Here is a 26,661-nt window from a genome sequence, read left to right as displayed (position 1 = left end):
AGTGACCAGGCCCCCCACCATGCAGGACATGGGCTGGCTGCTCAGCAACTTCGCCGACAGCGTGGCCGGTATCGCGCACGTCGTCGCGGTCTCCGCCGACGGCCTGCTGCTGGCCTCGTCGCGGGACCTGCCGGCGGACCGCGCCGACCAGCTCGCCGCTATCACCTCAGGCGTCGTCAGCCTCACCGACGGTGCGTCGCGCATGTTCAACGCCGGCGCGGTGCAGCAGACGATCATCGAGATGGACAGCGGATACCTCTTCCTGATGTCCATCAGTGACGGGTCGTCGATGGCCGTCCTGGCCGCGCGCAGCTGCGACGTCGGCCAGGTCGGCTATGAGATGGATCTGCTGGTCGAGCGGGTGGGTGCCGCCCTGGTGCCCGCACCCCGCGAGGCCGTCGCGCACCAGGTGTGACCCGTACGACCCCGCAATGCCGCTGATCCGAGCCGGAAGGAGGTGACCGCACGATGGGACAGCCGAACGACCCCCGGGGCAACCTGGTCCGTCCCTACGCGGTCACCCGGGGCCGGACGGAGCCGCGGCGCGACATCCCCATCGAGGCGGTCCTGGTCGCCAGTCAGGCCGCCGTTCAGGAATCCCGGTTCGCCGGGCATGACAAGTACCGCATCGCCGTGCTGTGCGAGCCGCGGGCGCAGTCGTTGGCCGAGATCGCGGCCTACAGCCGGCTCCCGCTGGGAGTAGCCCGGGTGCTCGTCGCCGACATGGTCGCCGACGGGCTGTTGTCGCTGCACAGTGCCGCTCCCAAGGAAGGCTTCACGGAGCGGATGGATCTGCTGGAAAGGGTGTTGAGTGGACTTCGCAAGCTCTGAGCGGGCGGGGGCGCAACCCAAGGAGATCACCTCCGCGAAGATCGTCATAGCCGGCGGCTTCGGCGTGGGCAAGACGACCCTGGTCGGTGCGGTCTCCGAGATCGAGCCGCTGACCACCGAGGCAGTGATGACCTCGGCGGGACAAGGCATCGACGACGCGTCCAAGGTGCCCGGCAAGGAGACCACCACGGTCGCCATGGACTTCGGCCGGATCACCATGGCCGACGACCTGATCCTGTACCTCTTCGGCACGCCCGGCCAGACCCGGTTCTGGTTCATGTGGGACGAGCTGATCCGGGGTGCGGTGGGCGCGGCGGTCCTGGTGGACACCAGGCGGATCTCCGACGCCTTCGCGCCGCTCGACTATTTCGAGAACCGTCACCTGCCGTACCTGGTGGCCCTGAACTGCTTCGACGGCGCTCCCCGGTACGAACCGGAGGAGGTCCGTGAGGCTCTGGCCATCGCCCCGCACGTGCCGCTGCTCATGTGCGACGCCCGGCATCGCGACTCGGTGAAGTCCGTGCTGGTGGGAGTCGTGGAACACGCGATGGCGACCCTGGTCGCCGAGCAGGGCCGAGGGTACCCCGCCACAGTGGGGTGACCAGGCAACGTCTTCTGCGCGGCGGTCCGTCTGGGTGCGGGCCGCCGCTTTTACTCCGCCGGGGAGGGAACCGCTCAGGCGGGCAGGCGGTAGCCGCGCTTGACGACCGTCTGGATGACGCCCGGGGCGCCCAGGCCCGCGCGCAGACGGGCCACCGCCATCTCAACCGCGTGCTCGTCCGCGCCCCGGGGCAGAGCACGCAGCAGAGCCGCGCGGGACAGGACACGCCCCGGCGTGGCGGCCAGCGCCCTCAGCACCGCCATCGGGGCCGGGGCCAGCGGTTTCAGGTCGCCGTCGACGATCGCCGCGTGGCCGCGCAGGGTGAGCTTGTGACCGGCCACCTCCAGCGACAGAGCCCGGCGGGGCAGCTCGTCCACGATTGTGCGTACCAGGGCGCTCAGCCGGGCCCGGGCCGGGGTGACCACCGGGATGTCGTGCCGGCGCAGCGGCGCCGCCGTCACCGGGCCCACGCAGGCGGTCAGGACGTCGGCCCGCAGGGATTCCAGCAATGGCTCGGTGCCCGGGCCGGCCGCGCGCAGCAGCGCACCCACCGCCGGGGCCGAGGTGAAGGTCACCGCGTCCACCAGGCGTCCGGTGATCAGGTCGACCAGGCGGTGCAGCGGCGCCGGGTCGATCGGGGCCGCCCAGCGGTACACCGGGACCTCGACCACCCGGGCGCCGGCCGCCTCCAGCGCCTCGGTGTACTCGGGCTGGCTCTCGCCGTGCAGCTGCATCGCCACCGTCAGCCCCGCGAGGCCGCGGGCGGTCAGATGCTCCACGACCTCCTCGTAGCTCTCACCCTCCGGCGACCACTGGGCCTGCAGGCCGGCGGACCGGATCGCGGCGCGGGCCTTCGGGCCCCGGGCGACCAGGTACGCCCGCGCGAGCACCGCCCGCAGCGGCTCCGCCAGGCCCCAGCCCTCCGCCGCCTCCAGCCAGCCGCGCATGCCTATCCCGGTGTTGACCAGCACGATGTCCGGGGGCTGGGCCAGACAGGCCCGGGTGGCCGCCCGCAGCTCCGCGTCGTCGGCGATCGGGACGATGCGCAGCGCGGGAGCGATCACCACGCGGGCCCCTCTGTTCTCCAGCAGGCCGGCCAGCTCGTCACGGCGGCGGTCGGAAGTCACGCCGATCGTGTAGCCGGACAGCGACGCCGCCGGCTCCGCGAGCGCTGCTGCGGTGATCACGATCTTTCGCGCGCTGCCGGCCCGTTCCGTCATCCGGCGGCCCGCCCTCCCCACACTGAAGTGCGGGGAGGGTTGCCAGAAAGCCGCGGCGTGGCCGGCCGGTCCACCGAAGGGCACGCTCGGAGACCGCCGTCCTCAGCGTCGACCCGCTCCCATGTCACGCCTGCGTTCTCCGCCGTACCTCCGACCGGCACACGCCGCGGCTTCCCGGTGCCGAGCCGGTCAACCGGCTCGGCGGGCACCGCCAGGTCCGTCCTCAACCCTGGCGGCGGTTCCTGGGTGGTGCGCCCGGGCACACCGCCGGACCGGAGCTCCGGCCGCGTCGAGGTGCCCGCACCACTTGCCATGTCCGAAGCGTGCCGGGGGGTAATTTCGCCCCCGCGTCCCGTATGTTTCGAGCCTGCTAAGAGGCATTCACGTCAGCGGGTCATCACCGTGGGTGGAATCACCCGGCCCCATGTCGGCGCGCCGCGGGGGACCGCCTAAACTAGGAGCGCTACGTTATCCGGTCCCGTCTGCATGGCGGGCCCACCGCCCGTTTTGACCGCGCGCCGCACAGGCGGGTATTGTTGCCTGCTGTTGTGCGACAGCTGCGAGCGTGCCCGTCCGGGTAGGCTCGATGTTCGTGCTTGACGCGGCCAGCGCGCGCCCCCAGACCGACGACGAGACAAGGTAATTCTGTGCGTACGTACAGCCCGAAGCCGGGTGAGATCGAGCGTCAGTGGCACATCATCGACGCTTCCGACGTCGTTCTGGGCCGGCTCGCCACCCACACCGCCACGCTCCTGCGCGGCAAGCACAAGCCCACGTTCGCCCCGCACGTCGACACCGGCGACTTCGTGGTGATCATCAACGCGGGCAAGGTTGCGCTGACCGGCAACAAGCGGCAGACCAAGCTGGCCTACCGGCACTCCGGCTACCCGGGTGGTCTGAAGCAGGTCAACTACGAGGAGCTGCTGACCAAGCGCCCCGAGCACGCGGTCGAGCTGGCCGTCAAGGGCATGCTCCCGCACAACAAGCTGGCCCGCCAGATCATCAAGAAGCTGAAGGTCTACCCGGGCGCCGAGCACCCGCACGCCGCGCAGCAGCCGGTGCCGTTCGAAATCAAGCAGATCGCGCAGTGAGCGCGGGCGAAGGAAACAGCATGACCGACATCGTCGAGCCCGAGGTCGCCGAGACCGTCGTGGAGCCCGCCGCCGCCGAGGAGCCCACCGCTGAGGCCCCCGCCGAGGAGCCCACCGCCGAGGAGCCCACCGCCGAGGCCCCCGCCGCTGAGGTTCCGGCCGCCGAGGTTCCCGCCGAGACCGTCGTGGTCGTCGAGGCCGCACCGGCCGCGGTGCGTGCCCCGCGCCCGGGTGACCGTCCGATCCAGACCGTCGGCCGCCGCAAGGAGGCCATCGTCCGGGTGCGTCTCATCCCCGGCACCGGCAAGATCACCTGCAACGGCCGCGACCTCGAGGCGTACTTCCCGAGCAAGGTGCACCAGCAGCTCATCCGCGAGCCGCTGAGCACCGCCGAGAAGCCCGAGCAGTTCGACGTGATCGCCAACCTGCGTGGCGGCGGCATCACCGGCCAGGCCGGCGCGCTGCGCCTCGGCATCGCCCGGGCGCTCATCACGAACGACCCGGACGACCGCCCGGCCCTGAAGAAGGCCGGCTTCCTCACCCGTGACTCGCGGGTCAAGGAGAGCAAGAAGTACGGCCTCAAGAAGGCCCGCAAGGCTCCGCAGTACTCGAAGCGCTGATCGCAGCGCTCGTCTTGCACCACGTCTGACCGGACGGCCGGGTGCGCCCCTCGGGGGCGTGCTCGGCCGTTCGCGTTTTCCCTCCCTCACAACACGGCACCGGTCCACCGCACCCGAGTAGGGGCGGGGCCGGCGAAAGGATCGACCGCCATGGGGCGACTCTTCGGCACTGACGGCGTACGCGGGCTGGCGAACGGTGACCTGCTCACCCCGGAACTGGCTCTGTCGGTCGCGGTCGCGGCCGCCCGGGTGCTCATCGAGAGCGACGCGAGCCATCAGCCGCTGGCGATCGTCGGGCGTGACCCGCGGGCCAGCGGCGAGATGCTGGAGGCGGCGGTCGTGGCCGGCCTGACCAGCGCCGGCGCCAACGTCGTCCGGGTCGGCGTGCTGCCCACCCCGGCGGTCGCGTACCTGGTCGGCCAGGCCGGTGCCGACCTCGGCGTGATGCTGTCGGCGTCACACAACCCGATGCCGGACAACGGCATCAAGCTCTTCGCCCCGGGCGGCCAGAAGCTCCCGGACGAGCTGGAGGAGAAGATCGAGACGGCCGTCGCGGACGGGCACGGCCTGGTCGGACGGCCGACCGGCGCCGGCGTGGGCCGGGTGCACGACCTGCTGGACGGGGCCGAGCACTACATCAAGCACCTGCTCGAGTCGACCCCGCACCCGCTGGCCGGGGTGAAGGTCGTGGTCGACTGCGCGAACGGCGCGGCCAGCGAGGTCGGCCCGGCGGTGTACCGGGAGGCTGGCGCAGAGGTCATCGCGATCCACGCCGATCCCGACGGCCTCAACATCAACGACAACTGCGGCTCGACCCACCTCGAGGCGGTCCGCGAGGCCGTCCTGGAGCACGGCGCCGACCTGGGCCTGGCCCACGACGGCGACGCCGACCGCTGCCTCGCGGTGACCGCGGCCGGCGACGTGGTCGACGGTGACCAGATCATGGCGATCCTGGCCCTGGCGATGCGCGAGGCGGGCGCGCTGACCGAGGACACCCTGGTCGCGACGGTGATGAGCAACCTGGGCCTGCGCCTGGCCATGAAGGAAGCCGGCATCAAGCTGCTGGAGACCAAGGTCGGCGACCGGTACGTGCTCGAGGAACTGGCGGCGGGCGGCTACGCCCTGGGCGGCGAGCAGAGCGGGCACATCGTGATGCCGGCCTACGCGACGACCGGCGACGGCGTGCTGACCGGCCTGCACCTGATGGCGACGATCGCGAAGACCGGCAAGTCACTGGCGGACCTGGCGGCGGTGCTGCACAAGCTGCCGCAGGTGCTGATCAACGTCCCGGTCAAGGACCGTCAGGCGGGTGCGGCGGCCCCGACGGTGCAGGCGGCGGTGGCGCTGGCCGAGGACGAGCTGGGGGAGACCGGACGGGTGCTGCTGCGCCCGTCGGGCACCGAGCACCTCGTACGGGTGATGGTCGAGGCGGTCACCGAGGAGCAGGCGCGGACGATCGCGGAGCGGGTGGCGGACGAGGTCCGGTCGGCCAGCCCGGCCTGAGCTGACGATCAGCGGCAGGTCCGGCGGGTCGCCGGGCCTGCCGCTTTCGTCGGTGCCGGCTTTGCGGCGGCTTCTCGCAGGGCGTCAGGCGAGAGTGCGCAGGCGCTTGGCGGCTTCGTCGATGACGTCCTCGCGCTTGCAGAAGGCGAAGCGGATCAGCCGCTTGCCCTGCTCCCGGTGGTCGTAGAAGACCTGCGTGGGCACGGCCACGACGCCGCAGCGCTCCGGCAGTGACCGGCAGAAGTCGACGCCGTCCGTGCCGCCGAGCGGCGTGATGTCGGCCGTCACGAAATAGGTGCCCTCGGACGGCAGCACGCCGAAGCCCGCGTCCGTCAGGCCCGCGACGAGCCGGTCCCGCCGGGCCTGGAGGCCGTCGCGGAAGCCGGTGAAGTAGGACTCCGGCAGGGCGAGCGCCACCGCCACCGCCGGCTGCAGCGGCCCCGCGTTCACGAACGTCAGGAACTGCTTCACCCGCATCGCCGCCGACACCAGCGGGGCCGGGCCGGTCGCCCAGCCCACCTTCCAGCCCGTGCAGGAGAAACTCTTGCCGGCCGACGAGATGCGCAGCGTGCGGTCCCGCATGCCCGGCAGCGTGGCCAGCGGGAGGTGCGGCGCGGCGGCGTCGGTGAAGACCAGGTGCTCGTAGACCTCGTCCGTGACGGCGTACACGTCGTGCTCCTGGCAGAGCCGCGCGATCAGCGCGAGCTCGTCGCCGGTGAAGACCTTGCCGGTCGGGTTGTGCGGGGTGTTGAGCAGGATCATCCGGGTGCGCGGCCCGAACGCGGCGCGCAGCTCACCCTCGTCGAAGCCGTACCGCCCGTCCGGCCCGGGCCGCAACGTGACCGGCCGCCGGACCGCGCCGGCCAGGGCGATCGAGGCCGCGTACGAGTCGTAGTACGGCTCGAAGCACACCACCTCGTCCCCGGCCTCGCACAACGCCAGAATGCTCGCGGCGACCGCCTCGGTGGCGCCGGCGGTGACCACCACCTCGGTGTCCGGGTCGCGTTCGAGCCCCCAGAACCGCTGCTCGTGCGCCACGATCGCGTGCCGCAGGGCCGGGATGCCCGCCAGCGGCGGGTACTGGTTCGCCCCCGAGCGGAGAGCTTCGGCGGCCGCCGCCAGCATCTCCGGTGGCCCGTCGGTGTCCGGGAAGCCCTGCCCGAGGTTGACCGAGCCGGTGCGCACGGCCAGCGCGGACATCTCGGAGAAGATCGTGGTGCCGAACGGGCGCATGCGCCCGACGAGCGGATCGGCCGGGGTCGACGTCGTCACACCGCCCAGCCTACGGCCGTCCGCCCGGGTGCCGCTGCCCACCGGCGCTCAGCAGGCCGGCCGCTCAGCAGGCCGGCCGCTCAGAAGACCAGCTTGGTGCAGGCGGCGGTGATGAAGGTGCCCTCGCTCGTCTTCTGGGCCACTTCCTTGCCGTCGACCTTGGCGCTACAGCTCAGCGTGCCCTCCGAGGTCGCGCCCCGGACGGCGATCACCGAGACCAGCGACGAGCCCTTCATTGTGAGCGTCTTGCGCCACGGCAGCGAGGCGTTGCGGACCCGCTGCGGGTCGCCGCCGAGCTTGTCCACGTACACGATCTCGGCCGGGCCGTCGCCGGTGACCTCGTACTCGACCTGGAGCTCCTGGTTCGGATCCACGTCGGGCAGGTTCGGCAGCCCGGTGGGCAGGTCGGTCGGGAGCTCGGTGGGCAGTTCGGTGGGGAGCCCGGGCACGTCGGTCGGGAGGTCCGGCACCTCCGTCGGCAGGTTGGGCAGGGAGTCGATCTGTTCCTGTGCCTTGTCGGTGGCCTTGTTCACCAGCAGCACGGCGGAGGTCACGCCACCTGCGCACAGCAGCAGCACCACGGCCACCACCACGGCGATCAGCGGGGCGTTGCTGCGCTTCGGCGGCGGTGGGGGCGCGGCACCGTACCCCGGCTGCTGGCCGTAGCCGGGGGGCGGGCCGTAGCCGCCCGGAGGACCGTAGCCGCCGGGCGGCTGGTAGGCCGGGGGCGGGTACTGGCCCTGCTGGTCCGGCGGCGGGTAGCCGGCCTGCGCGTCGTAGTGCGGCTGCGGCTGGGCAGGGAACTGCGAGGTCGGCGGGTAGCCGTCCGGCGGTCCGCTGCTCTGCGCGTTCGGCTGCGGCAGGGGGGCATAGCCCGGCTGGAAGGACGGCGTCGGTGGCCGCGGCGGCTGGGCCGACAGGGAATCGCCCGACGGGTTCGACCACGGCTGACCTGATACGGGTTCTTCCGCGGGGTACGGACGCGTCGGGTCCGAAGGCGGTGGGTAGCTCAATCGTCTCTCCAGAGCAGGCGTCCGCCCGACGGTACGCCCCCAGCGCCAGATTCGGATCACCCGGTCGTGTCAGCGACTCGCCTGAGCTGGCCGTGGGTACCGGCGCGACCGTCTGAACGGTTCTTTCGATCACGTCCGATGCGCGAAAGTATGGTTCTTGCGCAGCGGCCGTGAGCGGAAGTCCGCTACGCTGCCCCCCATGTGTGGGATCGTGGGTTACGTCGGCAGTCGGCCGGCTCTGCAAATCGTCCTCGACGGGCTCCGCCGGCTGGAGTACCGCGGTTATGACTCCGCCGGCATCGCCGTCATCGACGACTCCGTCATCCTGACCGAGAAGAAGGCCGGCAAGCTGGCCAATCTCGAAAAGGCGCTGGTCGAGCGCGCGGGTGACGGCATCTCGGTGGGCTCGACCGCGATCGGGCACACCCGCTGGGCCACCCACGGTGGTCCCACCGACCGCAACGCCCACCCGCACCTGTCGGCCGACGGCCGGGTCGCGGTGATCCACAACGGCATCATCGAGAACTTCGCCCGCCTGCGCGCCGAGATCGAGGCGACCGGCGTCGAGTTCGTCAGCGACACCGACACCGAGTGCGCCGCGCACATGCTCGCCGCCGAGATGCGGGCCCTGCGCGCCGCCGGTGCCGAGGAGGGCCCGCAGCTGCTCGCCGAGGGCATGCGCCGCGTCGTACGCCGGCTCGAGGGCGCCTTCACCCTGCTCGCGATCGACGTCGACGTGCCCGACGCGGTCGTCGCCGCCCGGCGCAACTCGCCGCTGGTCGTGGGCCGCGGCGACGGGGAGAACTTCCTCGCCAGCGACGTGTCCGCGTTCATCGAGCACACCCGCGAGGCGGTGGAGCTGGGCCAGGACCAGGTCGTGCTGATCACGCCGGCCGGCATCGAGATCACCGACTTCGCCGGTGCCCCCGCGACCGGCAAGGAGTTCCACATCGACTGGGACGCCTCCGCCGCGGAGAAGGGCGGCTACGACTACTTCATGCTCAAGGAGATCGCCGAGCAGCCCCAGGCGATCGCGGACACCCTGCTCGGCCGGCTCTCCGAGCGCGGCGAGATCGTCCTGGACGAGGTCCGCCTCACCGACCAGGACCTGCGCGACGTCGACAAGGTCTTCGTCATCGCCTGTGGCACGTCCTACCACGCGGGCATGGTCGCCAAGTACGCCATCGAGCACTGGACCCGCCTGCCCTGCGAGGTCGAGCTGGCCAGCGAGTTCCGCTACCGCGACCCGATCCTCGACCGCTCCACGCTGGTGATCGTGATCAGCCAGTCGGGCGAGACGATGGACACCCTGATGGCCCTGCGGCACGCCAAGGAGCAGAAGGCCCGGGTGCTGGCCATCTGCAACACCAACGGCTCGACGATCCCCCGCGAGTCCGACGCGGTGCTCTACACCCACGGCGGCCCCGAGATCGCCGTCGCCTCCACCAAGGCGTTCCTGACCCAGCTGGTCGCCTGCTACCTGATCGGGCTGCACCTGGCCCAGGTCCGCGGCGTGATGTACGCCGACGAGGTCGCGGCCGTCGTCTCCCGGCTGCAGCGCACCCCGGACGACCTGCGGGAGCTGCTCGCCGACATGGAGGACGTCCGGGCGCTGGCCCGCGAGCTCAAGGCGGCTCCGACGATCCTGTTCATCGGCCGGCACGTGGGCTTCCCGGTCGCCCTGGAGGGTGCGCTGAAGCTCAAGGAGCTCGCGTACATGCACGCCGAGGGCTTCGCCGCGGGCGAGCTGAAGCACGGCCCGATCTCGCTGATCGACGACGGCACCCCGGTGGTGTGCGTGGTGCCGTCGCCGGCCGGCCGCGGCGTGCTGCGGGACAAGGTCGTCTCCAACATCCAGGAGGTACGCGCCCGCGGAGCGCGCACCATCGTCATCGCCGAGGAGGGCGACGACACGGTGGGCGCCTACGCCGACCACCTCATCACCGTGCCGCGTACGCCGACTCTGCTGGCCCCGCTGATGACCACCGTGCCGTTGCAGATCCTGGCCTGCGAGATCGCCGCGGCCCGGGGACACGACGTCGACCAGCCGCGCAACCTGGCCAAGTCCGTCACCGTGGAATGACATCGCCCCGCCCCACCGCGATGCCCGCGAGCGCGTCGAGCGCCGCGCTGCCGGGCTCCCAGTAACCGAGGTGCCCGGCGTCCGGCTCGCTCGCGAACACGCGGGCGCCGAACGCCGGGTCACTCGGATTGGTGCCGAAGTACAGGTCGTCCTCGGGCCGGGTGAAAGCCAGCAGGGCACCACCCGGCACCGCCTGGCTGGCCACCAGGTCCTCGGCGAGGCTGCGCGGCGAGACGGCTGCCCACTGGATGACGTCCGACCGCGACGTCGAGGACCACACCCGGTCCGGCTGCACCTGGAGCTCGGCTGCCGAGTCCACGCCGACGCCGGGGGAGCCGACGAAGACCACGTCGTCGGTGGCCAGGCCGGGGCGGGCGGCCGCGGTGCCGACGACCAGCGATCCGTAGCTGTGCCCGAGCACGGTCTGGTGCGCCGGGGCGTCCAGGTGAGTGGCCCGCAGCCCGTCCTGGAACCGGCGCAGGCCGAGGGCGCCGGCGGTGGCCTGGGACCGGCTGGCGGCCTCGTGCACGAAGTCCGGGGCGTCGTAGCCCAGCCACATGACGGTGCTGGTGGCGTGCTGCGGAGCGAGCTCGGTCGCGCGGGTGGCGATCCGCTCGGCGCGGGCCAGCTCGCCGCCGTACGAAGCCAGGTCTGCGGTCATGCCCGGCACCTGGGTCAGCACGTTCGCGGCGCGGTCCGGATCGCCCAGCGCGACCACGGCCCGTCCCTCGCCCGCCGGATCCAGCTGTAAGAGATACGCCCGCGTGCCATCGCCGTCGGCGAGCCGGTCCCGCAGCGCGTCGAGGCCGGGCAGCCGGGCCGGCAGCTCGTCCAGCATCAGCCGGTTGGCCAGGTCCCGGATCCCGGCCGGAATGCCGTCCAGCGGACCGAGCCGGCCCGGTTCGCCGACGAGCAGCCAACGGCGCTGCGCCGGACTCAGCGCCTCCCACCACTGCCGGACCTGGGCCGGCGTGGCGGTGCAGGACGGCGGCTCACCCGTCGGCGGACTGGCTGCCCCGCCCATGTCGGCTGCTCTGAGTCTGCTCGTGGCCGCGCCGTCCGCCTCCGCGGCGATGGCCAGCGCCACCTTGATGCCGGCCGCGGTGTCACGGACGGCTGCCGCGGGTTGCCCGCTGACCGTGCCGTCACCGGCGATGGTGACGCCGGCCGGCGGGGTCGCGGGCATCGACCTGCTCCGGGCCAGAGCCGCCGCGAACTCGCTGAGCGCCTGGTCGGCGGCCCAGCAGCCGAGCCGGAACAGCTGCAGTCGGCGGATCAGCACGGCCAGGTGGGCCGTGGCGGCGTCGGCAGCCGAGCCGGTCCAGATCGCGCGGAGGCGGGTCGCGTGGGCGCGCAGCTCGGCGGCCCAGCGGCCGGCGGTCGCGGCCCAGGAACGCCAGGCCGTCGCCGTGTCGCGCCAGCGGCCGGGGTCGGTGGCGCGCAGCAGCGGATAGCTCACGGTCGTCATGGTCATCGGACAGCTCGGAGCCGGGCCGCGACGCGGTCGTCCGCGTCGTCGTAGTCGTCCGCTGCCGCCGCTGCCTGCCGGGCTGTCGCGGAGATGTCGTCCGCGAGTGCCCGGAGCTGGGCCCGCGCCGCGTCGGCAGCGGCTGAGGCGGCCGCCGTCGACGACCAGGGCGGGCCGCTCGGCGGTGGCGGCGGATCAGTGCTGATCCGGGCGGCTGTCGCGGACAGCGCCCGGGCCCAGGCACGGACCGCGGCGGCATCGACTTCGAGCTCGGACGTCATCGGCAACCTCCAGATCGCAACGGGTACGGCCGACGACGTTAGGGGAGTTCAGCCGCTCGAAATCGCCCCTGTGGACAAGGCGCTGCGGGCGTACCCGCGTTGTCCACAGGCCCGGCGCACGACCGGTCGCCGCGGACCGCGGGCCGATAGGGTTGCTCGTGTGATCGTGTCTGTGGGGATCGACGTCGTGCTGGTGGACCGGTTCGCCCAGGCGCTGGAGCGCACGCCGCTGCTCGCCGACCGGCTCTTCACCGACTCGGAGCGCATGACCTCCTCCGGCAACCCGCGGTCGCCGGAGTCACTGGCCGCGCGGTTCGCGGCCAAGGAGGCCGTCGCCAAGGCGCTGGGCGCACCCGCCGGGCTGCGCTGGCACGACTGTGAAGTGGTCACCGATCCGGACGGACGCCCCTGGCTGACCGTCTCCGGTACGGTCGCGGCGGTGGCGGCCGAACGGGGTGTCAGCCGCTGGCATCTGTCGCTGTCGCACGACGGCGGCATCGCCTCCGCGATGGTCGTCGCGGAGGCCTGAGTTACCTGGGGGTTGGAGCATGCGGCAGGCGTGGCGCGTGGCGGACGTCCGTGCGGCGGAGAAGGCGCTGATGCCGACGCTGCCGTCGGGCACGCTCATGCAGCGGGCGGCGGCCGGGCTGGCCCGCCGGTGTGCCCTGCTGCTGCAGGAGTCCGGCGGTGTCTACGGCGCCACGGTGCTGCTGCTGGTCGGCAGCGGTGACAACGGCGGCGACACGCTCTATGCGGGCGCCACGCTCGCCGCGCGCGGTGCGGGTGTCCGAGCCGTGCTGCTGCGGCCCGACCGGGTGCACCTCGCCGGCCTCGCCGCCCTCCGCCGCGCCGGTGGCGTCACGGTCACCGACCTGCCCGGTCAGGTTGATCTCGTGGTCGACGGGATCGTCGGCATCGGGGCCAGCGGCGGTCTGCGACCGGACGCGACCGCCCTGGTCGAGCGCCTGCCGGAGCTGCGGGGCCGGGACGGCGCGCGGCCGCCGGTCGTTGCTGTCGACGTGCCCAGCGGAGTCGCGGTCGACACCGGTGACGTGCCCGGCGAGGCCGTGCGCGCCGACGTCACCGTCACCTTCGGCTGCCTGAAGCCCGCGCACGTCGTCGGCCCGGCCGCGGCCCTGGCGGGCCACGTCGAGCTGGTCGACATCGGCCTGGGAGCGACGCTGCACGCCGACCCGGCGGTACGGGTGCCCGACGCTGCCGACATCGCCGCCTGGTGGCCGGGGCCGAACCCGGCCTCCGACAAGTACAGCCGCGGCGTCGTGGGCGTGGCCACCGGCTCAGCGACGTACCCGGGCGCTGCCGTGTTGTCCGTCACCGGCGCACTCGCCGGCCCCACCGGCATGGTCCGGTACGCGGGCAGCGCCGACCGTGAAGTGCTGCGTCGGCACCCGTCCGTGGTGGCCGCCAAGCGGGTGGCCGAGGCGGGCCGGGTGCAGGCCTGGGTCTGCGGTTCCGGCCTCGGCACCGACGACGCGGCCCGCACAGAGCTGCGCAGCGTGCTCGCCACCTCCCTGCCGGTCCTGCTGGACGCCGATGCGCTGACCCTGCTCGTTGACGGCAAGCACGCCGCCGACCTGCGCCGGGACGCGCCGCTCGTGCTCACCCCGCACGACGGTGAGTTCGCGCGCCTGGCCGGCGAGCGACCGGGCGCGGACAGGATCGCGGCGGCCTGCCGGCTGGCCTCCTGGACCAACGCCGTGGTGCTGCTCAAGGGCGACCGGACGATCGTGGCCACGCCCGCGGGCGAGGCGTGGGCCAACCCGACGGGCACCTCGGCGCTCGCCACCGCCGGCAGCGGCGACGTGCTCGCGGGCCTGCTCGGCTCGCTGCTCGCCGCCGGCCTGCCCGCGGAACGAGCGGCGATCATGGCGGCCTACGTGCACGGGCTGGCCGGGCGCCGGGCCGAGCGGGACGGCCCGGTGACGTCGGAGGACATCGCCGCGGCCCTGCGGCCGGTGCTGGCGGACCTGCTGTGACCCAAGTCCTGTCGTACCCCTCAGTAGGCTGGTGACCATGTGGCAGGCCGAGGTCCGGGTTGATCTGGACGCTATCCGGGACAACGTCGCGACGCTGCGCGCCGGCACCACCGCCGAGGTCATGGCGGTGGTCAAGGCCGACGGCTACGGGCACGGCATGTTGCCGGTGGCCCGGGCCGCGCTCGCCGGCGGGGCGACCTGGCTGGGCGTCGCCACCCTCGACGAAGCGCTGACCCTGCGCCGGGCCGGGCTGACCGCGCCGGTGCTGGCCTGGCTGCTGGCTCCGGGGCTGCCGCTGCACGACGGCGTCGCCGCCGACATCGACCTCAACGCGGGCAGCCTCGCCCAGCTCGGCGAGCTGGTCACGGCCGCCCGCCGGGCGCAGCGACCGGCCCGCGTGCACCTCAAGCTCGACACCGGCCTGGCCCGCGGCGGTGCCACCCCGGCCGAGTGGCCCGCCCTGCTGGAAGCGGCGGCCAAAGCCCAGGCCGAGGGCGAGGCGGAGATCGTCGGCGCCTGGAGCCACTTCGTGTACGCCGACGCGCCGGGCCACGAGACGATCGACCACCAACTGGCCGTGTTCGCCGAGGGTCTCGCCACCGCTGAGCAGTACGGCATCGAGCCCCGCTACCGCCACATCGCCAACTCGGCGGCCACCCTGACCCGCCCGGACGCCCACTACGACCTGGTCCGCCCGGGCGTGGCCGTCTACGGGCTGTCGCCGTTGCCACCCGAGCACCCGACCGGACTGCGCCCGGCGATGACCGCCCGCGCCCGGGTCACGCTGACCAAACGCGTCCCGGCGGGCCAGGGCGTCTCGTACGGTCACGCCTATCACACGTCCCGGGAGACGACGCTGGCCCTGGTGCCGCTGGGGTACGGCGACGGGGTGCCGCGGCATGCGTCCAATGTGGGCCCGGTGTCGCTGGGTGGGCGGACCCGGACGATCGCGGGCCGGGTCTGCATGGACCAGATCATCCTCGACTGCGGGGACGACCCGGTGGCGGCGGGCGACGTGGCGGTCCTCTTCGGGCCGGGCGACGACGGCACGCCGACGGCCACCGACTGGGCCGAGGCGATCGGCACGATCAACTACGAGATCGTGACGCGCTTCGGCGGCACCCGCGTCCCTCGCGTCTACGACGGCACGGCCGGTGTCCCCAATGAAGCGGCTTCGGGCCGGCTGAGCGACGATGGCACCGCCGGCACCGCCGGCACCGCCGGCACCGCCGGCACCGCGGCCGAGGCGGCGCCGGGCCGGCTGAGCGACGACGTCACCGCTGATCTTCCGGCCGGAAGCCGGGCGGACGCACCGAGCGACCACGACACCGGCAATCCGCGTGCCGGTGCTTCGCCCAGCCGGTCTGATGCCCGTGGGCGGGGAAGCGACGCCCGAGGGCGGGGAAGCGACGCCCGTGGGCGGGGAAGCGAAGGGTTCGTCGCGAGAATGGCCGATTCGTCGGTGGGCCAGCCAGGGGAGGGTGCGTGAGCTCCGCCAAACCGTCCGCCAAGTCGTCAGCGAAGGCCGACCCGCGCCGGCGGGCCAAGCAGGTCGGGATAGTCGGCGCCGCCATCGGTCTCGCCGCCGCCGGGCTGGCCACCGCCTTCGCCGTCGAGCGCGTCCTGGTCCGCAAGTCGCTCAACGCCCCCGGTGATCCCTACGTCGAGGAGGAGTTCGGCGACCAGTCGTTCGACCGCGAGCTCACCGTCACCGCCGCCGACGGCACCGATCTGCACGTCGAGATCGTCGAGCCCAAGGTCCCCGGGGCCAAGCCGACCGTCGTCTTCGTGCACGGGTTCGCGCTCGACATGGGGACCTTCTACTTCCAGCGGCAGGCCCTGACCGAGCTGGGCGAGAACCGGCTGGTCTTCTACGACCAGCCCGGGCACGGACGGTCCAGCCGGCTGCAGTCCGGCGACTACGACATCGCCGCGCTGGGCAAGTCGCTTGCCGCCGTGCTCGACGAGACCGTGCCGGACGGGCACATCATTCTGGTCGGGCACTCGATGGGCGGCATGACGATCATGGCGTTCGCCGAGCAGTATCCGGAGTGGTTCGGTGAGCGGGTCACCGGTGTCGTGCTGATGTCCACGTCGGCCGGTCTGATCGACAAGAGCAAGCTCGGCGTTCCCTCGCTGGTCGCGCGGGTCAGTGCGCCGTTCTTCCCGATCTGGGGCGGGGCCGCCCGGATCGGCGGCGGCGCCATCGACAAGGCCCGGGTCGCGGTCGGGGATCTGGCCTGGCTGTTGACCCGCCGGTACGGCTTCGGCGACGCCCGGCCGAGCCCGACCCTGGTCACCTTCGTCGAGCAGATGAACTCGAAGACCTCGGTCGAGACCCTGACCAGATATCTGCACACGCTCTACACGCACAACCGTTTCCCGGCGCTGTCCGCGTTGCGGGGCGTGCCGGTGCTCGTGCTGGTGGGCACCAAGGACTATCTGACCCCGGTGGCCCACTCCGAGGAGATCCTCCGGCGCCTGCCCGAGGCGACGCTGGTGAAGATCGACAACAGCGGGCACGTCGTGATGCTGGAGAAAGCCGCCGAGGTCAATGCCGCGCTGATCCCGTTCCTGGAGAAGATCTCGTGATCCCGGAGCGGAACCACGTCCGGCTGACCACTGTGGACGACACCCGGGCGTTCGGGCGCCGGCTCGCCGCTGTGCTGCGTCCCGGGGATCTGCTGTTGCTCACCGGTCCCCTCGGCGCCGGCAAGACCGCGCTGGTGCAGGGCATCGGCGCCGGGCTCGGCGTGCAGGGTGCCATCACCTCGCCGACCTTCGTCATCGCGCGGGTGCACCGTCCCGATCCCGCCCAGGGTGGTGCGGTGCCGCTGGTGCACGCGGACGCGTACCGGCTGGGCGACGCGGCGGATCCGCGCGCCGAGATCGACGACCTCGACCTGGACGCGTCGGCCGACGACGCCGTCACCGTGGTCGAGTGGGGCGCCGGCCTGGTGGAGCAGCTCAACGACGAATACCTGGCCGTCCGGATCGACCGGCTCGACGACGACACCCGGGTCATCGACCTCGTCCCCCACGGCGGCGACTGGGCCGCCCGACTGGAGAAGATGTGAACCTGCCCGATCTGCTCCCACCCGCCTGGCGGACGGAGCTCCGGCCGTTCCTCGACGAAGCGGCCACGACGGCCCTCGGTGCCTTCGTCGGCGAGCAGTACACGACGAACACGGTGTATCCGCCCGTCGAGGACCTGTTCGCGGCGTACCGGCTGTGCCCGCCCGAGCAGACCAAGGTGCTGATCCTGGGGCAGGACCCCTATCACGGGCCGGGGCAGGCGCACGGCCTGAGCTTCAGCGTCCGGGACGGGGTGCGGATCCCGCCGTCGCTGCGCAACGTCTTCAAGGAGCTGGCCGAGGACGTCGCCGTCCCGCCGGCGACCAGCGGCGATCTCACCGGCTGGGCCCGGCAGGGGGTGCTGTTGCTCAACGCGGTTCTGACCGTACGCGCGGGAGCAGCGGCGTCCCACGCGAACAAGGGCTGGGAAGCGTTCACCGATGCGACGATCCAGGCTCTGAACGCCCGCGACGAGCGCGTGGTGTTCCTGCTCTGGGGCAGCTACGCCCGCAAGAAGGCGGCGCTGGTCGGCAATCCCGCCCACGTGGTGCTGGAGGCGGGCCACCCGAGCCCGCTGAACCCGAAGGGCTTCCGCGGCTCGCGCCCGTTCAGTGCGGCGAACAAGGCCCTGGCCGACGCCGGCCGCCCCCTCATCGACTGGAACCCCCGAGCCTGACCCGGGCCGGCTGGGCGGGCGTGCGCCCGGCTCCGGTGCGGGCTGCTTCGGCGGTTAGGGTTCTCACGTGCTCGTTCTAGCTCTGGACACCTCCACCCCCGCGGTCACCGCCGCGCTCGGGGAGGTCACCGACAGTGGCATGAAGGGGATCGCCGAGCGGCGGACCGTTGATCCCCGGGCCCACGGTGAGCGGCTTGCGCCGCAGATCCAGCTCGTGCTGGACGATGCCGGCGTGCGGCCGCGTGAGCTCGCCGCCATCGTCGCCGGGGTCGGGCCCGGGCCTTTCACCGGACTGCGCGTGGGGCTGGCGACCGCCGCCGCCATGGGGCAGGCGCTGGGCATCCCCGCGTACGGGATCTGCTCGCTCGATGCTCTCGGCCGGGCCGCCGGGCCCGGCCGGGTCCTGGTCGCCACCGACGCCCGCCGCCGGGAGGTGTATTTCGCGACCTACGCCGACGGTGTCCGGCTCACCGGCCCCGACGTCGCCAAGCCCGCCGACGTCCTGGTCGCGGCCGATCGGGCCGTCGGTGAGGGTGCGCTGAAGTACAGCGAGATCTTCGGCCTCCCGATCGACGACCGGCTCCTCCACCCCTCCGGTGAGGCGCTGATCGCGCTGGCCGCCGACCAGGTCCGCAGCCGGGCTCCGGGTGATCCGCTCACCCCGCTCTATCTGCGCCGGCCCGATGCCGTCGAGCCCACCGCCCGCAAGGCTGCGCTGCCCTGATGCTCATCAACCGGTTCCGCTGGTGGCACATCGCCGAGGTGCTGCCGATCGAGGAGGATCTGTTCGGCGCGGAGAAGTGGTCGGCGGCCATGTTCTGGAACGAGCTGGCCCAGCGGCACTTCTACCTGGTCGCCGAGGAGAACGAGAAGGTGCTCGGCTATGCGGGCCTGGCGATCGTCGACCGGGAGGAGTCCTGGGTGCAGAACATCGCCGTCGACCGGCGGGCCCAGCGCGGCGGTCTCGGGCGGCAGCTGCTGGAGGCGCTGCTCGCCCAGGCCGGTGAGCGCAAGGTGCTGCTCGAGGTGGCCGTCGACAACGCACCTGCCCAGCGGCTCTACGCCGCCTACGATTTCGAGCCCGTCGGCCTGCGGCGTGGCTACTACCAGCCCAGCAACACCGACGCCGTGGTGATGATGCGCAATGCCTGACGAGCCCCTGGTCCTCGGGATCGAGACCTCCTGCGACGAGACCGGGGTCGGCATCGTCCGCGGCCACACCCTGCTCGCCGACGCGCTCGCCTCCAGCGTCGATCAGCATGCCCGGTTCGGCGGGGTGGTGCCCGAGGTCGCCAGCCGGGCCCACCTCGAGGCGATGGTGCCGACCATGCAGCGGGCGCTCGACGACGCCGGGGTGACCCTGGCCGACATCGACGCGATCGCGGTGACCGCCGGGCCCGGTCTGGCGGGGGCGCTGCTCGTCGGGGTCGCCGCGGCCAAGGGGTACGCCCTGGCCGCCGACAAGCCCATCTACGGCGTCAACCACCTCGCGGCCCACGTCGCCGTCGACACCCTGGAGCACGGTCCGCTGCCCGAGCCGGCCATCGCCATGCTGGTCTCCGGGGGCCACTCGTCGCTGCTGCTGGTCGACGACCTCACCGCCGGGGTGACGCCGCTGGGCGCGACCATCGACGACGCCGCGGGGGAGGCCTTCGACAAGGTCGCCCGGCTGCTCGGCATGGGATTTCCCGGCGGCCCGGTGATCGACCGGACGGCCCGCGACGGCAACCCCGCCGCGATCGCCTTCCCGCGCGGTCTGACCTCGCCGAAGGACCAGCTCAAGCACCGGTTCGACTTCTCCTTCTCGGGGCTGAAGACGGCCGTGGCGCGCTGGGTCGAGGCGCGTGAGCGCAACGGCGAGCCGGTGCCGGTGGCCGACGTCGCGGCCAGCTTCCAGGACGCGGTCTGTGACGTGCTGACCAGCAAGGCGCTGGACGCCTGCCGGGAGCACGGCGTCGAGACCCTGATCATCGGGGGCGGGGTCGCCGCGAACTCGCGGTTGCGGGTGCTCGCCGAGGAGCGCGCCGCGAAGCTCGGCATCCGGGTCCGGGTGCCGCGTCCGGGCCTGTGTACCGACAACGGCGCGATGGTCGCCGCGCTCGGTTCGCATCTCGTCGCCGCCGGCATCGCGCCCAGCCGGCTCGACCTGCCGGCCGATTCCGCGATGTCATTGACCTCGGTCACTGTGGCGGGGTAGGAATCAGCATGATTGCTCGCATGTGGGAGGTACGGGCCCTGGGCAGCGGCTTCGACGAGCTGCTCACCTGGGTCTGCGACGTGGCGTTGCCGCAGGTCGAGGTCCTGCCCTCGCACGTGTCGAGCGAGGTCTACTCGTCGACCGACCATCGCATCGTGGTCATCTCCCGCTGGCGGCACACCCCGGTGGACCTGCCCGCGCCGCCGCCGCACCTGACCGCCCGCGCGCCGCACGCCTGGGATTTCACGCCCGTCGATAGATAACGCGCTTCCGCGTGACGGCACAGTTTCGTACCGTCAGGAGAGAATGCGCGAGCTGCCCCCTGCCGATCCCGGCATTCCCGACGACCGGTCCGCCACCCGCTACCTGGGCTGGCTCGCCCGGCGCGCCTGGCCATCCATGACCGGCGGCGTGCTGCTCGGCGTCCTCTGGATGACCTGCCAGGCGCTGGTCCCGGCGATCGTCGGCCGGGCCATCGACGCCGGGCTGACCCACCGCGACGGCGGATCCCTGCTCACCTGGAGCCTGGTGCTGCTGGGCATCGGCGTCGTGCAGGCCGGCGCCGGGGTGACCCGGCACCGGCTGGCCGTCTTCAACTGGCTGGCCGGCGCGTACCGCACCGTGCAGGTCGCAGTCCGGCAGGCGAACCGGCTCGGCTCGGCCCTGCCGCGCCGGCTCGAGGCCGGTGAGGTCGTCGCCGTCGGTACGGCCGACATCAGCCACATCGGCGGTGCGCTGGAGATCACCGCCCGGGGTGTCGGCTCGCTCGTCGCGATCGTCACGGTGACAGTGATCCTGCTGTCCACGTCGGTGCCGCTGGGTCTGGTCGTGGTGCTCGGTGTGCCGCTGCTGATGGCGGTCGTGGGCCTGCTGATCCGGCCGTTGCACCACCGCCAGCAGGCGTACCGCGAGCAGCAGGGACGGCTGACCGGGCGGGCCACCGACCTGGTCGGCGGGCTGCGGGTGCTGCGGGGCGTGGGCGGCGAGCCGGTCATGTCCGGCCGCTACCGCGCCGAGTCGCAGCGGCTGCGGGCGGCGGGGCTGCGGGTGGCGTCCGTGGAGGCGTTGCTGGAGGCGGCCCAGGTGCTGCTCCCGGGCATCCTGCTGGTGCTGGTGACCTGGCTGGGTGCCCGCTTCGCGCTGTCCGGGCGGATCACTCTGGGCCAGCTGGTCTCCTTCTACGGGTACGCGGCGTTCCTCGTCGCCCCGTTGCGGCAGCTCACCGAGACGCTCGACAAGTTCACCCGCGGGCACGTCTCCGGCCGTCGCGTGGTGCGGATGCTGCGGATCCGCACCGATCTGCCCGACCCCGTCCGTCCGGCACCCCCGCCCGGCCCCGGCGAACTGGTCGACAGCGTGTCCGGAGTGGTGGTGCGGCCGGGACTGGTCACCGCGATCGCGGCGGCTGTGCCGGCCGACGCGGTCGCCATCGCCGATCGGCTCGGCCGCTACGTCGGCAGTGCCCCGGGTACGGCGGCGACGCTGGCCGGCGTACCGCTGGATGATCTTGATCTGGCGACCGTGCGCGCCCGGATCCTGGTGGCCGACAACGACGCCCGCCTGTTCTCCGGCCCGCTCCGGGCTGATCTTGATCCGAGCGGCACCGGGCCGCTGCCGGCGGCGCTGGCGGCCGCCGGTGCGGACGAGATCGTCGCCGCGCTGCCCGCCGGTCTGCGGACCCAGGTCGCCGAGCGGGGCCGCACCTTCTCCGGCGGCCAGCAGCAGCGACTGCGCCTGGCCCGCGCGCTGATCGCCGACCCCGAGGTGCTCGTGCTGGTCGAGCCGACCAGCGCGGTCGACGCGCACACCGAGGCCCGGATCGCCGACCGGCTCGGCCCGGCCCGGCGCGGCCGCACCACGGTGGTCTGCTCCACCAGCCCGCTGGTGCTGGATCGCGCTGATGTCGTGCTGTACGTCGAGGACGGCCGGGTGATCGCCGAGGGGACCCACCGGGAGCTGCTGGCCGGCCATCCGGGATACGCGAGGACGGTGTTGCGGGAGTGAGCAACGCGCTGCCCGTGGCGGACACCCGCCAGGTCCGCCGGTACGCCCGCACCCTGTTCCGCCGGCACCCACGCCCCCTGCTGCTCGCCGTGTCGCTGCACGCCGTCGCCGCGATCGCCGGCCTGGCCGGGCCCCGGCTGCTCGGTGACCTCGTCGAGTCGCTGCAGCACGGCGCCGGAACCGGCACCGTCGACCGGATCGCCCTGGTCATCGCCGCGTTCATCGTGGTGCAGGCGGTGCTGATGCGGTTCGCGTACCTGGCCTCGGCGCGGCTCGGCGAGCGGGTGCTGGCCGAGCTGCGGGAGGAGTTCGTGGACCGGGTGCTGGCCGTGCCGCTGTCCACGGTGGAGCGGGCGGGCACCGGCGACCTGCTGACCCGTACCTCGCGGGACGTCGACGCGCTGTCGCGGTGTGTGCGGCTGGCGGTTCCGGAAACGACGATCGCGCTGCTGACCACGGTGCTGGCGGTGGGCGCGCTGATCCTGGTCAGCCCGCTGCTGGCGCTGCCGCTGCTGACCGCCGTACCGGTGATCGTGTTGTCGGCCCGCTGGTACCTGCGCCGGGCCGGTCCCGGCTATCTGCGCCAGAATGCCGCCTATTCGCAGGTCACCGACGGTCTCGCGGAGACCGTCGAGGGCGCCCGGACGGTGGACGCGCTGCGCCGGCAGACCGACCGTGTCCGGCGTACGGATGCCGACCTGCGCCGCTCCTTCCGCACCGAGAAGTACACGTTGTTCCTGCGTACGGTCTGGTCGCCCATCGTGGAGATCGGTTACGTGCTGCCGGTGGTGGGCACGCTGCTCATCGGCGGCTGGTTCTACCTGCGCGGCTGGGTCAGCCTGGGCCAGGTCACCGCGGCCGTGCTCTACGCCCAGCTGCTGATCGACCCGCTCGACCGGTTCCTCGGCTGGCTGGACGAGCTGCAGGTCGGCGCCGCCTCGCTGGCCCGGCTGCTGGGCGTGGCGGAGACCCCGGACGCGGCACCGCAGCACGGTGCGGCTCCGCGGGGCGGCCGGATCGTCGCCGACGACGTGCGGTTCTCCTACGTGCCGGGGCGTGAGGTGCTGCACGGCATCTCGCTGACCATCGAGCCGGGGGAGCGGCTGGCGATCGTCGGACCGTCCGGCGCGGGCAAGTCCACCCTGGGCCGGCTGCTCGCCGGCGTCTACGCGCCCGGCACGGGCTCGATCACGGTCGGCGGCGTGCCGCTCGCCGGCCTGCCGCTGCACCGGCTGCGCACCGAGGTGGCGCTGGTCAGCCAGGAGCACCACGTCTTCATGGGTACGCTGCGCGACAACGTCGCCATGGTCCGGCCCGGTTGCCGGCCGCACGAGGTCCGTGACGCGCTCGCCGCCGTGCACGCCCTGAGCTGGGCCGACGCCCTGCCCGCCGGCCTGGACACGGAGGTCGGTGCCGGCGGGGTGACGCTGTCGGCGGCGCAGGAGCAGCAGGTGGCGCTGGCCCGGCTGGTCCTGGCCGACCCGCACACCCTGGTGCTGGACGAGGCGACGTCGCTGCTGGACCCGCGGGCCGCCCGCGACCTGGAACGGTCACTGGCCGCGGTGCTGCGAGGCCGTACGGTGGTGGCGATCGCGCACCGGCTCTTCTCGGCCCACGACGCGGACCGGGTGGCGGTGGTGGAGGACGGCCGGATCACCGAGCTGGGCTCGCACGACGAACTGGTGGCGGCGGATGGCTCCTACGCGGCGCTCTGGGCCTCGTGGCACGGCGCGCCGCCGGTCACCGCAGCGCCAGCGCCACCCCGAGCAGCACCAGGGTGATCAGGGCGACCGCGAAGACGATCAGCAGCTCGCGGCGCTGCTTCTCCTCGGCGGTCTCGGCCGGCAGGTCACTCACGACCGCGGCCAGCTCGTCCAGGGTGCGGGCGTCACTGACCACCCCGACCCGGTGGGCGAACTCGTCCAGGGTCAGCCGTCCGGCACCGGTGTGCCGCTCGAGCGCGGCCACGATCCGCTGCCGATCCTCATCGGAAGCGCGGATACTCACGGGGGCACTTTAACCCCTGGCTCACAACAGTGGATCGGCCAGCAAACGTTCGAAGGCGAGCTCGGCCGCGCCGATCAGGGCCGCGTCCGTGCCGAGCTCGGGTGTCCGCAGCCGGACGTGTTCCCGGCAGGCCGGGAGCGCCACCTCGTTCAGGCGGCTGCGGATCTGGGCCGCGGCGACCAGGTAGACGTCGCGCAGGGTGCCGCCGAAGATCACTGCTTCCGGGTTGAAGATGTTGATCAGGTTGCCCACGCCCAGGCCGATCCAGTCACCGACGTGGCGGACCGCCTGCTGGGCCTCCCAGTCGCCGCGCATCGCCGCGTCCACCACGTCCAGCACCGCCTCGCGGCCGCTCAGGTGACCGCGGCCCGCCAGCTCCAGCAGCGCGAACTCGCCGATCTCGGTCTCCCAGCAGCCGCGCGAGCCGCAGCTGCACGGCCGGCCCTTCGGGTTGACCACCATGTGGCCGACCTCGCCGCCGTACCCGCCGTGGCCGGTGACCCGCCGACCGCCGGCGATGATGCCGCCACCGACGCCCACGTCGCCGTACAGGTAGATGACGTTGTCGCGGCCCGCCGCCGCGCCGCGGCTGTGCTCGACCAGGGCCGAGACGTCGGCGATGTTGCCGACGATCAGCGGGCCGACATCCCCGATCTCTTCGCTGAGGGCTTCGCCGACCGGTTCCTCGACCCAGCCGATGGTGGGGGCCAGCCGGACCATGCCGTCGTCGCGGCGGACCATGCCGGCCACGGCCAGGCCGCCGCCCACGTAGCGGGCGCCCTCGGGTACGTCCATCCGCATCTCGTGGATGAAGCCGGCCAGCGGCTGGATCGCGTCGATGACCTGCATGCCGCGCGGACGGTCGGTCTCGCGCCGGTCCAGGATCCGGCCGCCGAGCCCGACCCGGGCGGCGCGCAGCCGGTCCACCTCGATGGCGAGCGCGTACGCGTACACCTGGGACGACTCGGGCCGGACGACCAGCGAAGGTCGTCCGGCCCGGCGGGTCTGCTGTGGCGGGCGCTCGGTGACCAGCCCGGCGGCGGCCAGCTCGGTGGTCAGCGCGCCGATGGTGCTGCGGTTCAGTCCGAGCTTGGTGGTCAGCTCCGCCCGGGACGTAGCGCCGTGAATGTGGACGTACCGCAGCAACGTCCCCAGGTTGTGCCGGCGCACCTCCTCCTGGCTGGGGCCCGCTCGCATCAGGTGGCTGCCCCCTTACCGTGACCGTGAGGCTCGCTCATCGGTTACCGGTGGCTGCCGCTCTCCGCCGCGACAACGCGTCCACGCTGGCGGCCAGAAGCAGGATAAGTCCTGTGACCACGAACTTGGTACCGGCGCTGTATCCCATCAGGCCCATGCCGTTGTCGATCACCGCGATGACCGCCCCGCCGATGACCGCGTCCAGCACCCGGCCCTTGCCGCCGAACAGGCTGGTGCCACCGATGACGGCCGCGCCGACCGCGTACAGCAACACGTTGCTGCCGCCGGAGTTCGGGTCCACCGAGTTGGCCCGGCTGGCGGCGATGATGCCACCGATCGAGGCCATGAACGAGCCGATCACGAAGACCGAGATGCGGATCCGGTCGACCGGGATGCCGGCGCGGCGGGCGGCCTCGGTGTTGCCGCCGACGGCGTACACGTGCCGGCCGTACGCGGTCCGGCCCAGCACGAAGGTCCAGACGATCAGGAAGACCGCGATGATCGGGGCCACGATCGGCACGCCCTTGACCGACCCGCTGATCAGCGGGTTGATGCTGCGTTCGGTGGTGAGCACCGCGACCGCGGTGAACAGCAGGGCCGCGAGCGCGATGATCCGGCCGAGCACGATGCCCACCGGGTCGGTGACCAGGCCGCGCACCGCGCGGCTGCGGAGCCGGGCGAACTGCAGGGTGGCGTAGCCGGCCACGGCCAGGATCGCCAGCGCCCAGCTGACCAGGACCGACATGTTCCGGTTGGCCAGCGAGAGCACGAACGTCTCCCGGATGGAGATGTTCTTGCCGCCGCTGAGCAGCACCAGCAGGATGCCCTGGAAGGCCAGGAACGCCGCCAGCGTGACGACGAAGGACGGGATGCCGACCTTCGACACCAGAAAGCCCAGCACGAAGCCGATGGCCAGGCCGGTGATCAGCGCGATGAGGATCGCCGAGGCCCAGTGCCAGCCGTGGTTGGTCAGCAGGATGGCCATCACCGCGCCGCACACGCCGCTGGCGAAGCCGGCGGAGAGGTCGATCTCGCCGAGCAGCAGCACGAAGACCAGGCCCATGGCGATGAAGATGACCGCCGCGCCCTGCGAGAACAGGTTGGCGAAGTTGACCGCGCTGAAGAAGGTGGGGCGGGCGATGCCGAAGATCAGGCAGAGCACGATCAGGCCCAGGATGGCGGGCAGGCTGCCGATGTCGCCGCCGCGGACCCGGCCCCAGTAGTCGTGCAGATGGCTGGCGACCGTGGGCTTGACGACCTTGACGCCGCCGGCCGTTGTGGTGGTGGTTGTCATCGGTCCGCGTCTCCTGCAGGCGTGATGTCGGCGAAGCCGGAGGCGGCCGGCTTCTCGGGCGGCAGGCCGAGATTGCCGCTGCGTCCGGAGGTGATGAGTTCGACGATCTGGGAGTGGGTGACGTCGGTGGTTTTGACCTGGGCGGCGGTGCGGCCGAGGTAGAGGGCGACGACGCGGTCGGAGACGGCGAAGACGTCGTTCATGTTGTGCGAGATGAGCACGACGCCGAGG

General features: G+C 72.7%; 26 protein-coding genes and 2 pseudogenes. 19 read left to right on the top strand and 9 right to left on the bottom strand.

Translation table 11 applies throughout. The features are described 5' to 3' along the window. The first annotated feature begins 1 nt into the window (after window position 1). Genes Aau02nite_RS05910 through Aau02nite_RS05900 form a run of 3 tightly spaced genes read left to right on the top strand, consistent with a single transcriptional unit; the run spans window position 2 to window position 1,432 of the window. A complete protein-coding gene (locus Aau02nite_RS05910; protein ID WP_212987295.1) occupies window positions 2–415 on the top strand; it encodes a roadblock/LC7 domain-containing protein in 414 nt (137 codons plus the stop codon). A 53-nt stretch (window positions 416–468) separates the two neighbouring features. Then, complete coding sequence (locus Aau02nite_RS05905) at window positions 469–831, top strand: DUF742 domain-containing protein (RefSeq protein WP_212987294.1); 363 nt, start codon at window positions 469–471, stop codon at window positions 829–831. Next, on the top strand, window positions 812–1,432 hold the full coding sequence (locus Aau02nite_RS05900) for a GTP-binding protein (RefSeq protein WP_212987293.1): 621 nt from the start codon (window positions 812–814) through the stop codon (window positions 1,430–1,432). Before Aau02nite_RS05905 ends, Aau02nite_RS05900 begins: the two co-directional genes overlap by 20 nt. Before the next feature lie 74 nt (window positions 1,433–1,506). Here the strand turns inward: Aau02nite_RS05900 and Aau02nite_RS05895 are convergent, their stop codons facing one another. Continuing rightward, window positions 1,507–2,652, bottom strand: a complete 1,146-nt coding sequence (locus tag Aau02nite_RS05895) for a uroporphyrinogen-III synthase (protein WP_212987292.1) — start codon at window positions 2,650–2,652, stop codon at window positions 1,507–1,509. 647 nt (window positions 2,653–3,299) lie between these two features. Between Aau02nite_RS05895 and rplM the strand changes: the two genes are divergently transcribed. From rplM to glmM, 3 genes are all read left to right on the top strand, one after another. After that, the gene (gene rplM / locus Aau02nite_RS05890; RefSeq protein WP_212987291.1) at window positions 3,300–3,743 is read left to right on the top strand and encodes a 50S ribosomal protein L13; all 444 of its coding nucleotides are present in this window, start codon (window positions 3,300–3,302) and stop codon (window positions 3,741–3,743) included. Window positions 3,744–3,928: 185 nt separating this feature from the next. Next, window positions 3,929–4,363: a 30S ribosomal protein S9 gene (gene rpsI / locus Aau02nite_RS05885; RefSeq protein WP_307857851.1), complete on the top strand. Its 435-nt coding sequence runs from the start codon at window positions 3,929–3,931 to the stop codon at window positions 4,361–4,363. A gap of 150 nt (window positions 4,364–4,513) precedes the next feature. Then, a complete protein-coding gene (gene glmM, locus Aau02nite_RS05880) occupies window positions 4,514–5,866 on the top strand; it encodes a phosphoglucosamine mutase (protein WP_212987290.1) in 1,353 nt (450 codons plus the stop codon). Between the two features lie 84 nt (window positions 5,867–5,950). On the opposite strand, the gene Aau02nite_RS05875 is transcribed toward glmM, so the two are convergent. Both Aau02nite_RS05875 and Aau02nite_RS05870 read right to left on the bottom strand, forming a co-directional pair. Further along, on the bottom strand, window positions 5,951–7,138 hold the full coding sequence (locus tag Aau02nite_RS05875; protein WP_281420961.1) for a pyridoxal phosphate-dependent aminotransferase: 1,188 nt from the start codon (window positions 7,136–7,138) through the stop codon (window positions 5,951–5,953). An 80-nt stretch (window positions 7,139–7,218) separates the two neighbouring features. Then, window positions 7,219–8,151, bottom strand: a complete 933-nt coding sequence (locus Aau02nite_RS05870; RefSeq protein WP_212987289.1) for an MmpS family transport accessory protein — start codon at window positions 8,149–8,151, stop codon at window positions 7,219–7,221. A gap of 199 nt (window positions 8,152–8,350) precedes the next feature. On the opposite strand from Aau02nite_RS05870, the gene glmS reads away from it, so the two are divergent. After that, window positions 8,351–10,234 carry a glutamine--fructose-6-phosphate transaminase (isomerizing) gene (gene glmS / locus Aau02nite_RS05865; RefSeq protein WP_212987288.1) on the top strand — a complete coding sequence of 628 codons (1,884 nt, stop codon included), beginning with the start codon at window positions 8,351–8,353 and terminating at the stop codon, window positions 10,232–10,234. Here the strand turns inward: glmS and Aau02nite_RS05860 are convergent. Next, window positions 10,221–11,708: an alpha/beta hydrolase gene (locus Aau02nite_RS05860; protein WP_246594938.1), complete on the bottom strand. Its 1,488-nt coding sequence runs from the start codon at window positions 11,706–11,708 to the stop codon at window positions 10,221–10,223. The two genes, glmS and Aau02nite_RS05860, sit on opposite strands and share 14 nt — an antisense overlap. Continuing rightward, window positions 11,705–11,983: a hypothetical protein gene (locus Aau02nite_RS05855; protein WP_212987287.1), complete on the bottom strand. Its 279-nt coding sequence runs from the start codon at window positions 11,981–11,983 to the stop codon at window positions 11,705–11,707. The genes Aau02nite_RS05860 and Aau02nite_RS05855 overlap by 4 nt, the downstream gene beginning before the upstream one ends. Before the next feature lie 160 nt (window positions 11,984–12,143). Here Aau02nite_RS05855 and Aau02nite_RS05850 point away from each other — a divergent pair, with 160 nt between their 5' ends. The 12 genes and pseudogenes from Aau02nite_RS05850 to Aau02nite_RS05795 all read left to right on the top strand — a co-directional run bounded on the left by Aau02nite_RS05850 (window position 12,144) and on the right by Aau02nite_RS05795 (window position 23,713). Next, the gene (locus Aau02nite_RS05850; protein ID WP_212987286.1) at window positions 12,144–12,512 is read left to right on the top strand and encodes a holo-ACP synthase; all 369 of its coding nucleotides are present in this window, start codon (window positions 12,144–12,146) and stop codon (window positions 12,510–12,512) included. Between the two features lie 19 nt (window positions 12,513–12,531). Next, window positions 12,532–13,980, top strand: coding sequence for an NAD(P)H-hydrate dehydratase (locus tag Aau02nite_RS05845; RefSeq protein WP_212987285.1), 1,449 nt, complete (start codon window positions 12,532–12,534; stop codon window positions 13,978–13,980). 37 nt (window positions 13,981–14,017) lie between these two features. Then, window positions 14,018–15,127 (top strand): annotated as a pseudogene (gene alr / locus Aau02nite_RS05840) (alanine racemase); the annotation flags it as partial. 410 nt (window positions 15,128–15,537) lie between these two features. Continuing rightward, the gene (locus Aau02nite_RS05835) at window positions 15,538–16,572 is read left to right on the top strand and encodes an alpha/beta fold hydrolase (protein ID WP_246594956.1); all 1,035 of its coding nucleotides are present in this window, start codon (window positions 15,538–15,540) and stop codon (window positions 16,570–16,572) included. Further along, window positions 16,569–17,057 carry a tRNA (adenosine(37)-N6)-threonylcarbamoyltransferase complex ATPase subunit type 1 TsaE gene (gene tsaE, locus Aau02nite_RS05830; RefSeq protein WP_212987283.1) on the top strand — a complete coding sequence of 163 codons (489 nt, stop codon included), beginning with the start codon at window positions 16,569–16,571 and terminating at the stop codon, window positions 17,055–17,057. The genes Aau02nite_RS05835 and tsaE overlap by 4 nt, the downstream gene beginning before the upstream one ends. After that, window positions 17,054–17,731 carry a uracil-DNA glycosylase gene (locus tag Aau02nite_RS05825; protein ID WP_212987282.1) on the top strand — a complete coding sequence of 226 codons (678 nt, stop codon included), beginning with the start codon at window positions 17,054–17,056 and terminating at the stop codon, window positions 17,729–17,731. Before tsaE ends, Aau02nite_RS05825 begins: the two co-directional genes overlap by 4 nt. A gap of 67 nt (window positions 17,732–17,798) precedes the next feature. Next, the gene (gene tsaB / locus Aau02nite_RS05820) at window positions 17,799–18,455 is read left to right on the top strand and encodes a tRNA (adenosine(37)-N6)-threonylcarbamoyltransferase complex dimerization subunit type 1 TsaB (RefSeq protein WP_212987281.1); all 657 of its coding nucleotides are present in this window, start codon (window positions 17,799–17,801) and stop codon (window positions 18,453–18,455) included. Next, complete coding sequence (gene rimI, locus Aau02nite_RS05815) at window positions 18,455–18,883, top strand: ribosomal protein S18-alanine N-acetyltransferase (protein ID WP_212987280.1); 429 nt, start codon at window positions 18,455–18,457, stop codon at window positions 18,881–18,883. Before tsaB ends, rimI begins: the two co-directional genes overlap by 1 nt. Beyond that, a complete protein-coding gene (tsaD, locus tag Aau02nite_RS05810; protein ID WP_212987279.1) occupies window positions 18,876–19,928 on the top strand; it encodes a tRNA (adenosine(37)-N6)-threonylcarbamoyltransferase complex transferase subunit TsaD in 1,053 nt (350 codons plus the stop codon). The genes rimI and tsaD overlap by 8 nt, the downstream gene beginning before the upstream one ends. An 8-nt stretch (window positions 19,929–19,936) precedes the next feature. After that, window positions 19,937–20,191 (top strand): hypothetical protein, encoded by a 255-nt coding sequence (locus Aau02nite_RS05805; RefSeq protein WP_212987278.1) that lies wholly within the window; start codon window positions 19,937–19,939, stop codon window positions 20,189–20,191. Window positions 20,192–20,234: 43 nt separating this feature from the next. After that, a complete protein-coding gene (locus Aau02nite_RS05800) occupies window positions 20,235–21,932 on the top strand; it encodes an ABC transporter transmembrane domain-containing protein (protein ID WP_212987277.1) in 1,698 nt (565 codons plus the stop codon). Next, window positions 21,929–23,713 carry an ABC transporter ATP-binding protein gene (locus Aau02nite_RS05795; RefSeq protein ID WP_212987276.1) on the top strand — a complete coding sequence of 595 codons (1,785 nt, stop codon included), beginning with the start codon at window positions 21,929–21,931 and terminating at the stop codon, window positions 23,711–23,713. The genes Aau02nite_RS05800 and Aau02nite_RS05795 overlap by 4 nt, the downstream gene beginning before the upstream one ends. Here the strand turns inward: Aau02nite_RS05795 and Aau02nite_RS05790 are convergent. The 4 genes and pseudogenes from Aau02nite_RS05790 to Aau02nite_RS05775 all read right to left on the bottom strand — a co-directional run. Further along, entirely contained in the window at window positions 23,673–23,939 is a 267-nt protein-coding gene (locus Aau02nite_RS05790; protein WP_212987275.1) for a DUF1707 SHOCT-like domain-containing protein, read from the bottom strand. The genes Aau02nite_RS05795 and Aau02nite_RS05790 overlap by 41 nt on opposite strands. A 21-nt stretch (window positions 23,940–23,960) precedes the next feature. Then, on the bottom strand, window positions 23,961–25,136 hold the full coding sequence (locus tag Aau02nite_RS05785; RefSeq protein ID WP_212987274.1) for an ROK family transcriptional regulator: 1,176 nt from the start codon (window positions 25,134–25,136) through the stop codon (window positions 23,961–23,963). Between the two features lie 37 nt (window positions 25,137–25,173). Beyond that, the gene (locus Aau02nite_RS05780; RefSeq protein ID WP_212987273.1) at window positions 25,174–26,430 is read right to left on the bottom strand and encodes a sugar ABC transporter permease; all 1,257 of its coding nucleotides are present in this window, start codon (window positions 26,428–26,430) and stop codon (window positions 25,174–25,176) included. Next, a pseudogene (locus Aau02nite_RS05775) lies at window positions 26,427–26,661 on the bottom strand (sugar ABC transporter ATP-binding protein); the annotation flags it as partial. The pseudogene Aau02nite_RS05775 and the gene Aau02nite_RS05780, both read right to left, overlap by 4 nt.

It is taken from the genome of Actinoplanes auranticolor (genome assembly GCF_018332655.1).
In the GTDB taxonomy this organism is placed as follows: Bacteria; Actinomycetota; Actinomycetes; order Mycobacteriales; family Micromonosporaceae; genus Actinoplanes; species Actinoplanes auranticolor.
This window is presented reverse-complemented; position numbering and strand designations above follow the sequence as displayed.

Bases quoted from the DNA above. Each gene is read 5' to 3' on its own strand.
- Aau02nite_RS05855 (WP_212987287.1), bottom strand. From the start codon at position 11,983: ATGACGTCCGAGCTCGAAGTCGATGCCGCCGCGGTCCGTGCCTGGGCC.
- Aau02nite_RS05895 (WP_212987292.1), bottom strand. From the start codon at position 2,652: ATGACGGAACGGGCCGGCAGCGCGCGAAAGATCGTGATCACCGCAGCA.
- Aau02nite_RS05800 (WP_212987277.1), top strand. From the start codon at position 20,235: ATGCGCGAGCTGCCCCCTGCCGATCCCGGCATTCCCGACGACCGGTCC.
- Aau02nite_RS05805 (WP_212987278.1), top strand. From the start codon at position 19,937: ATGATTGCTCGCATGTGGGAGGTACGGGCCCTGGGCAGCGGCTTCGAC.
- glmS (WP_212987288.1), top strand. From the start codon at position 8,351: ATGTGTGGGATCGTGGGTTACGTCGGCAGTCGGCCGGCTCTGCAAATC.
- glmM (WP_212987290.1), top strand. From the start codon at position 4,514: ATGGGGCGACTCTTCGGCACTGACGGCGTACGCGGGCTGGCGAACGGT.
- rimI (WP_212987280.1), top strand. From the start codon at position 18,455: ATGCTCATCAACCGGTTCCGCTGGTGGCACATCGCCGAGGTGCTGCCG.
- Aau02nite_RS05905 (WP_212987294.1), top strand. From the start codon at position 469: ATGGGACAGCCGAACGACCCCCGGGGCAACCTGGTCCGTCCCTACGCG.
- Aau02nite_RS05860 (WP_246594938.1), bottom strand. From the start codon at position 11,708: ATGACCATGACGACCGTGAGCTATCCGCTGCTGCGCGCCACCGACCCC.
- Aau02nite_RS05785 (WP_212987274.1), bottom strand. From the start codon at position 25,136: ATGCGAGCGGGCCCCAGCCAGGAGGAGGTGCGCCGGCACAACCTGGGG.
- Aau02nite_RS05845 (WP_212987285.1), top strand. From the start codon at position 12,532: ATGCGGCAGGCGTGGCGCGTGGCGGACGTCCGTGCGGCGGAGAAGGCG.
- Aau02nite_RS05780 (WP_212987273.1), bottom strand. From the start codon at position 26,430: ATGACAACCACCACCACAACGGCCGGCGGCGTCAAGGTCGTCAAGCCC.
- tsaD (WP_212987279.1), top strand. From the start codon at position 18,876: ATGCCTGACGAGCCCCTGGTCCTCGGGATCGAGACCTCCTGCGACGAG.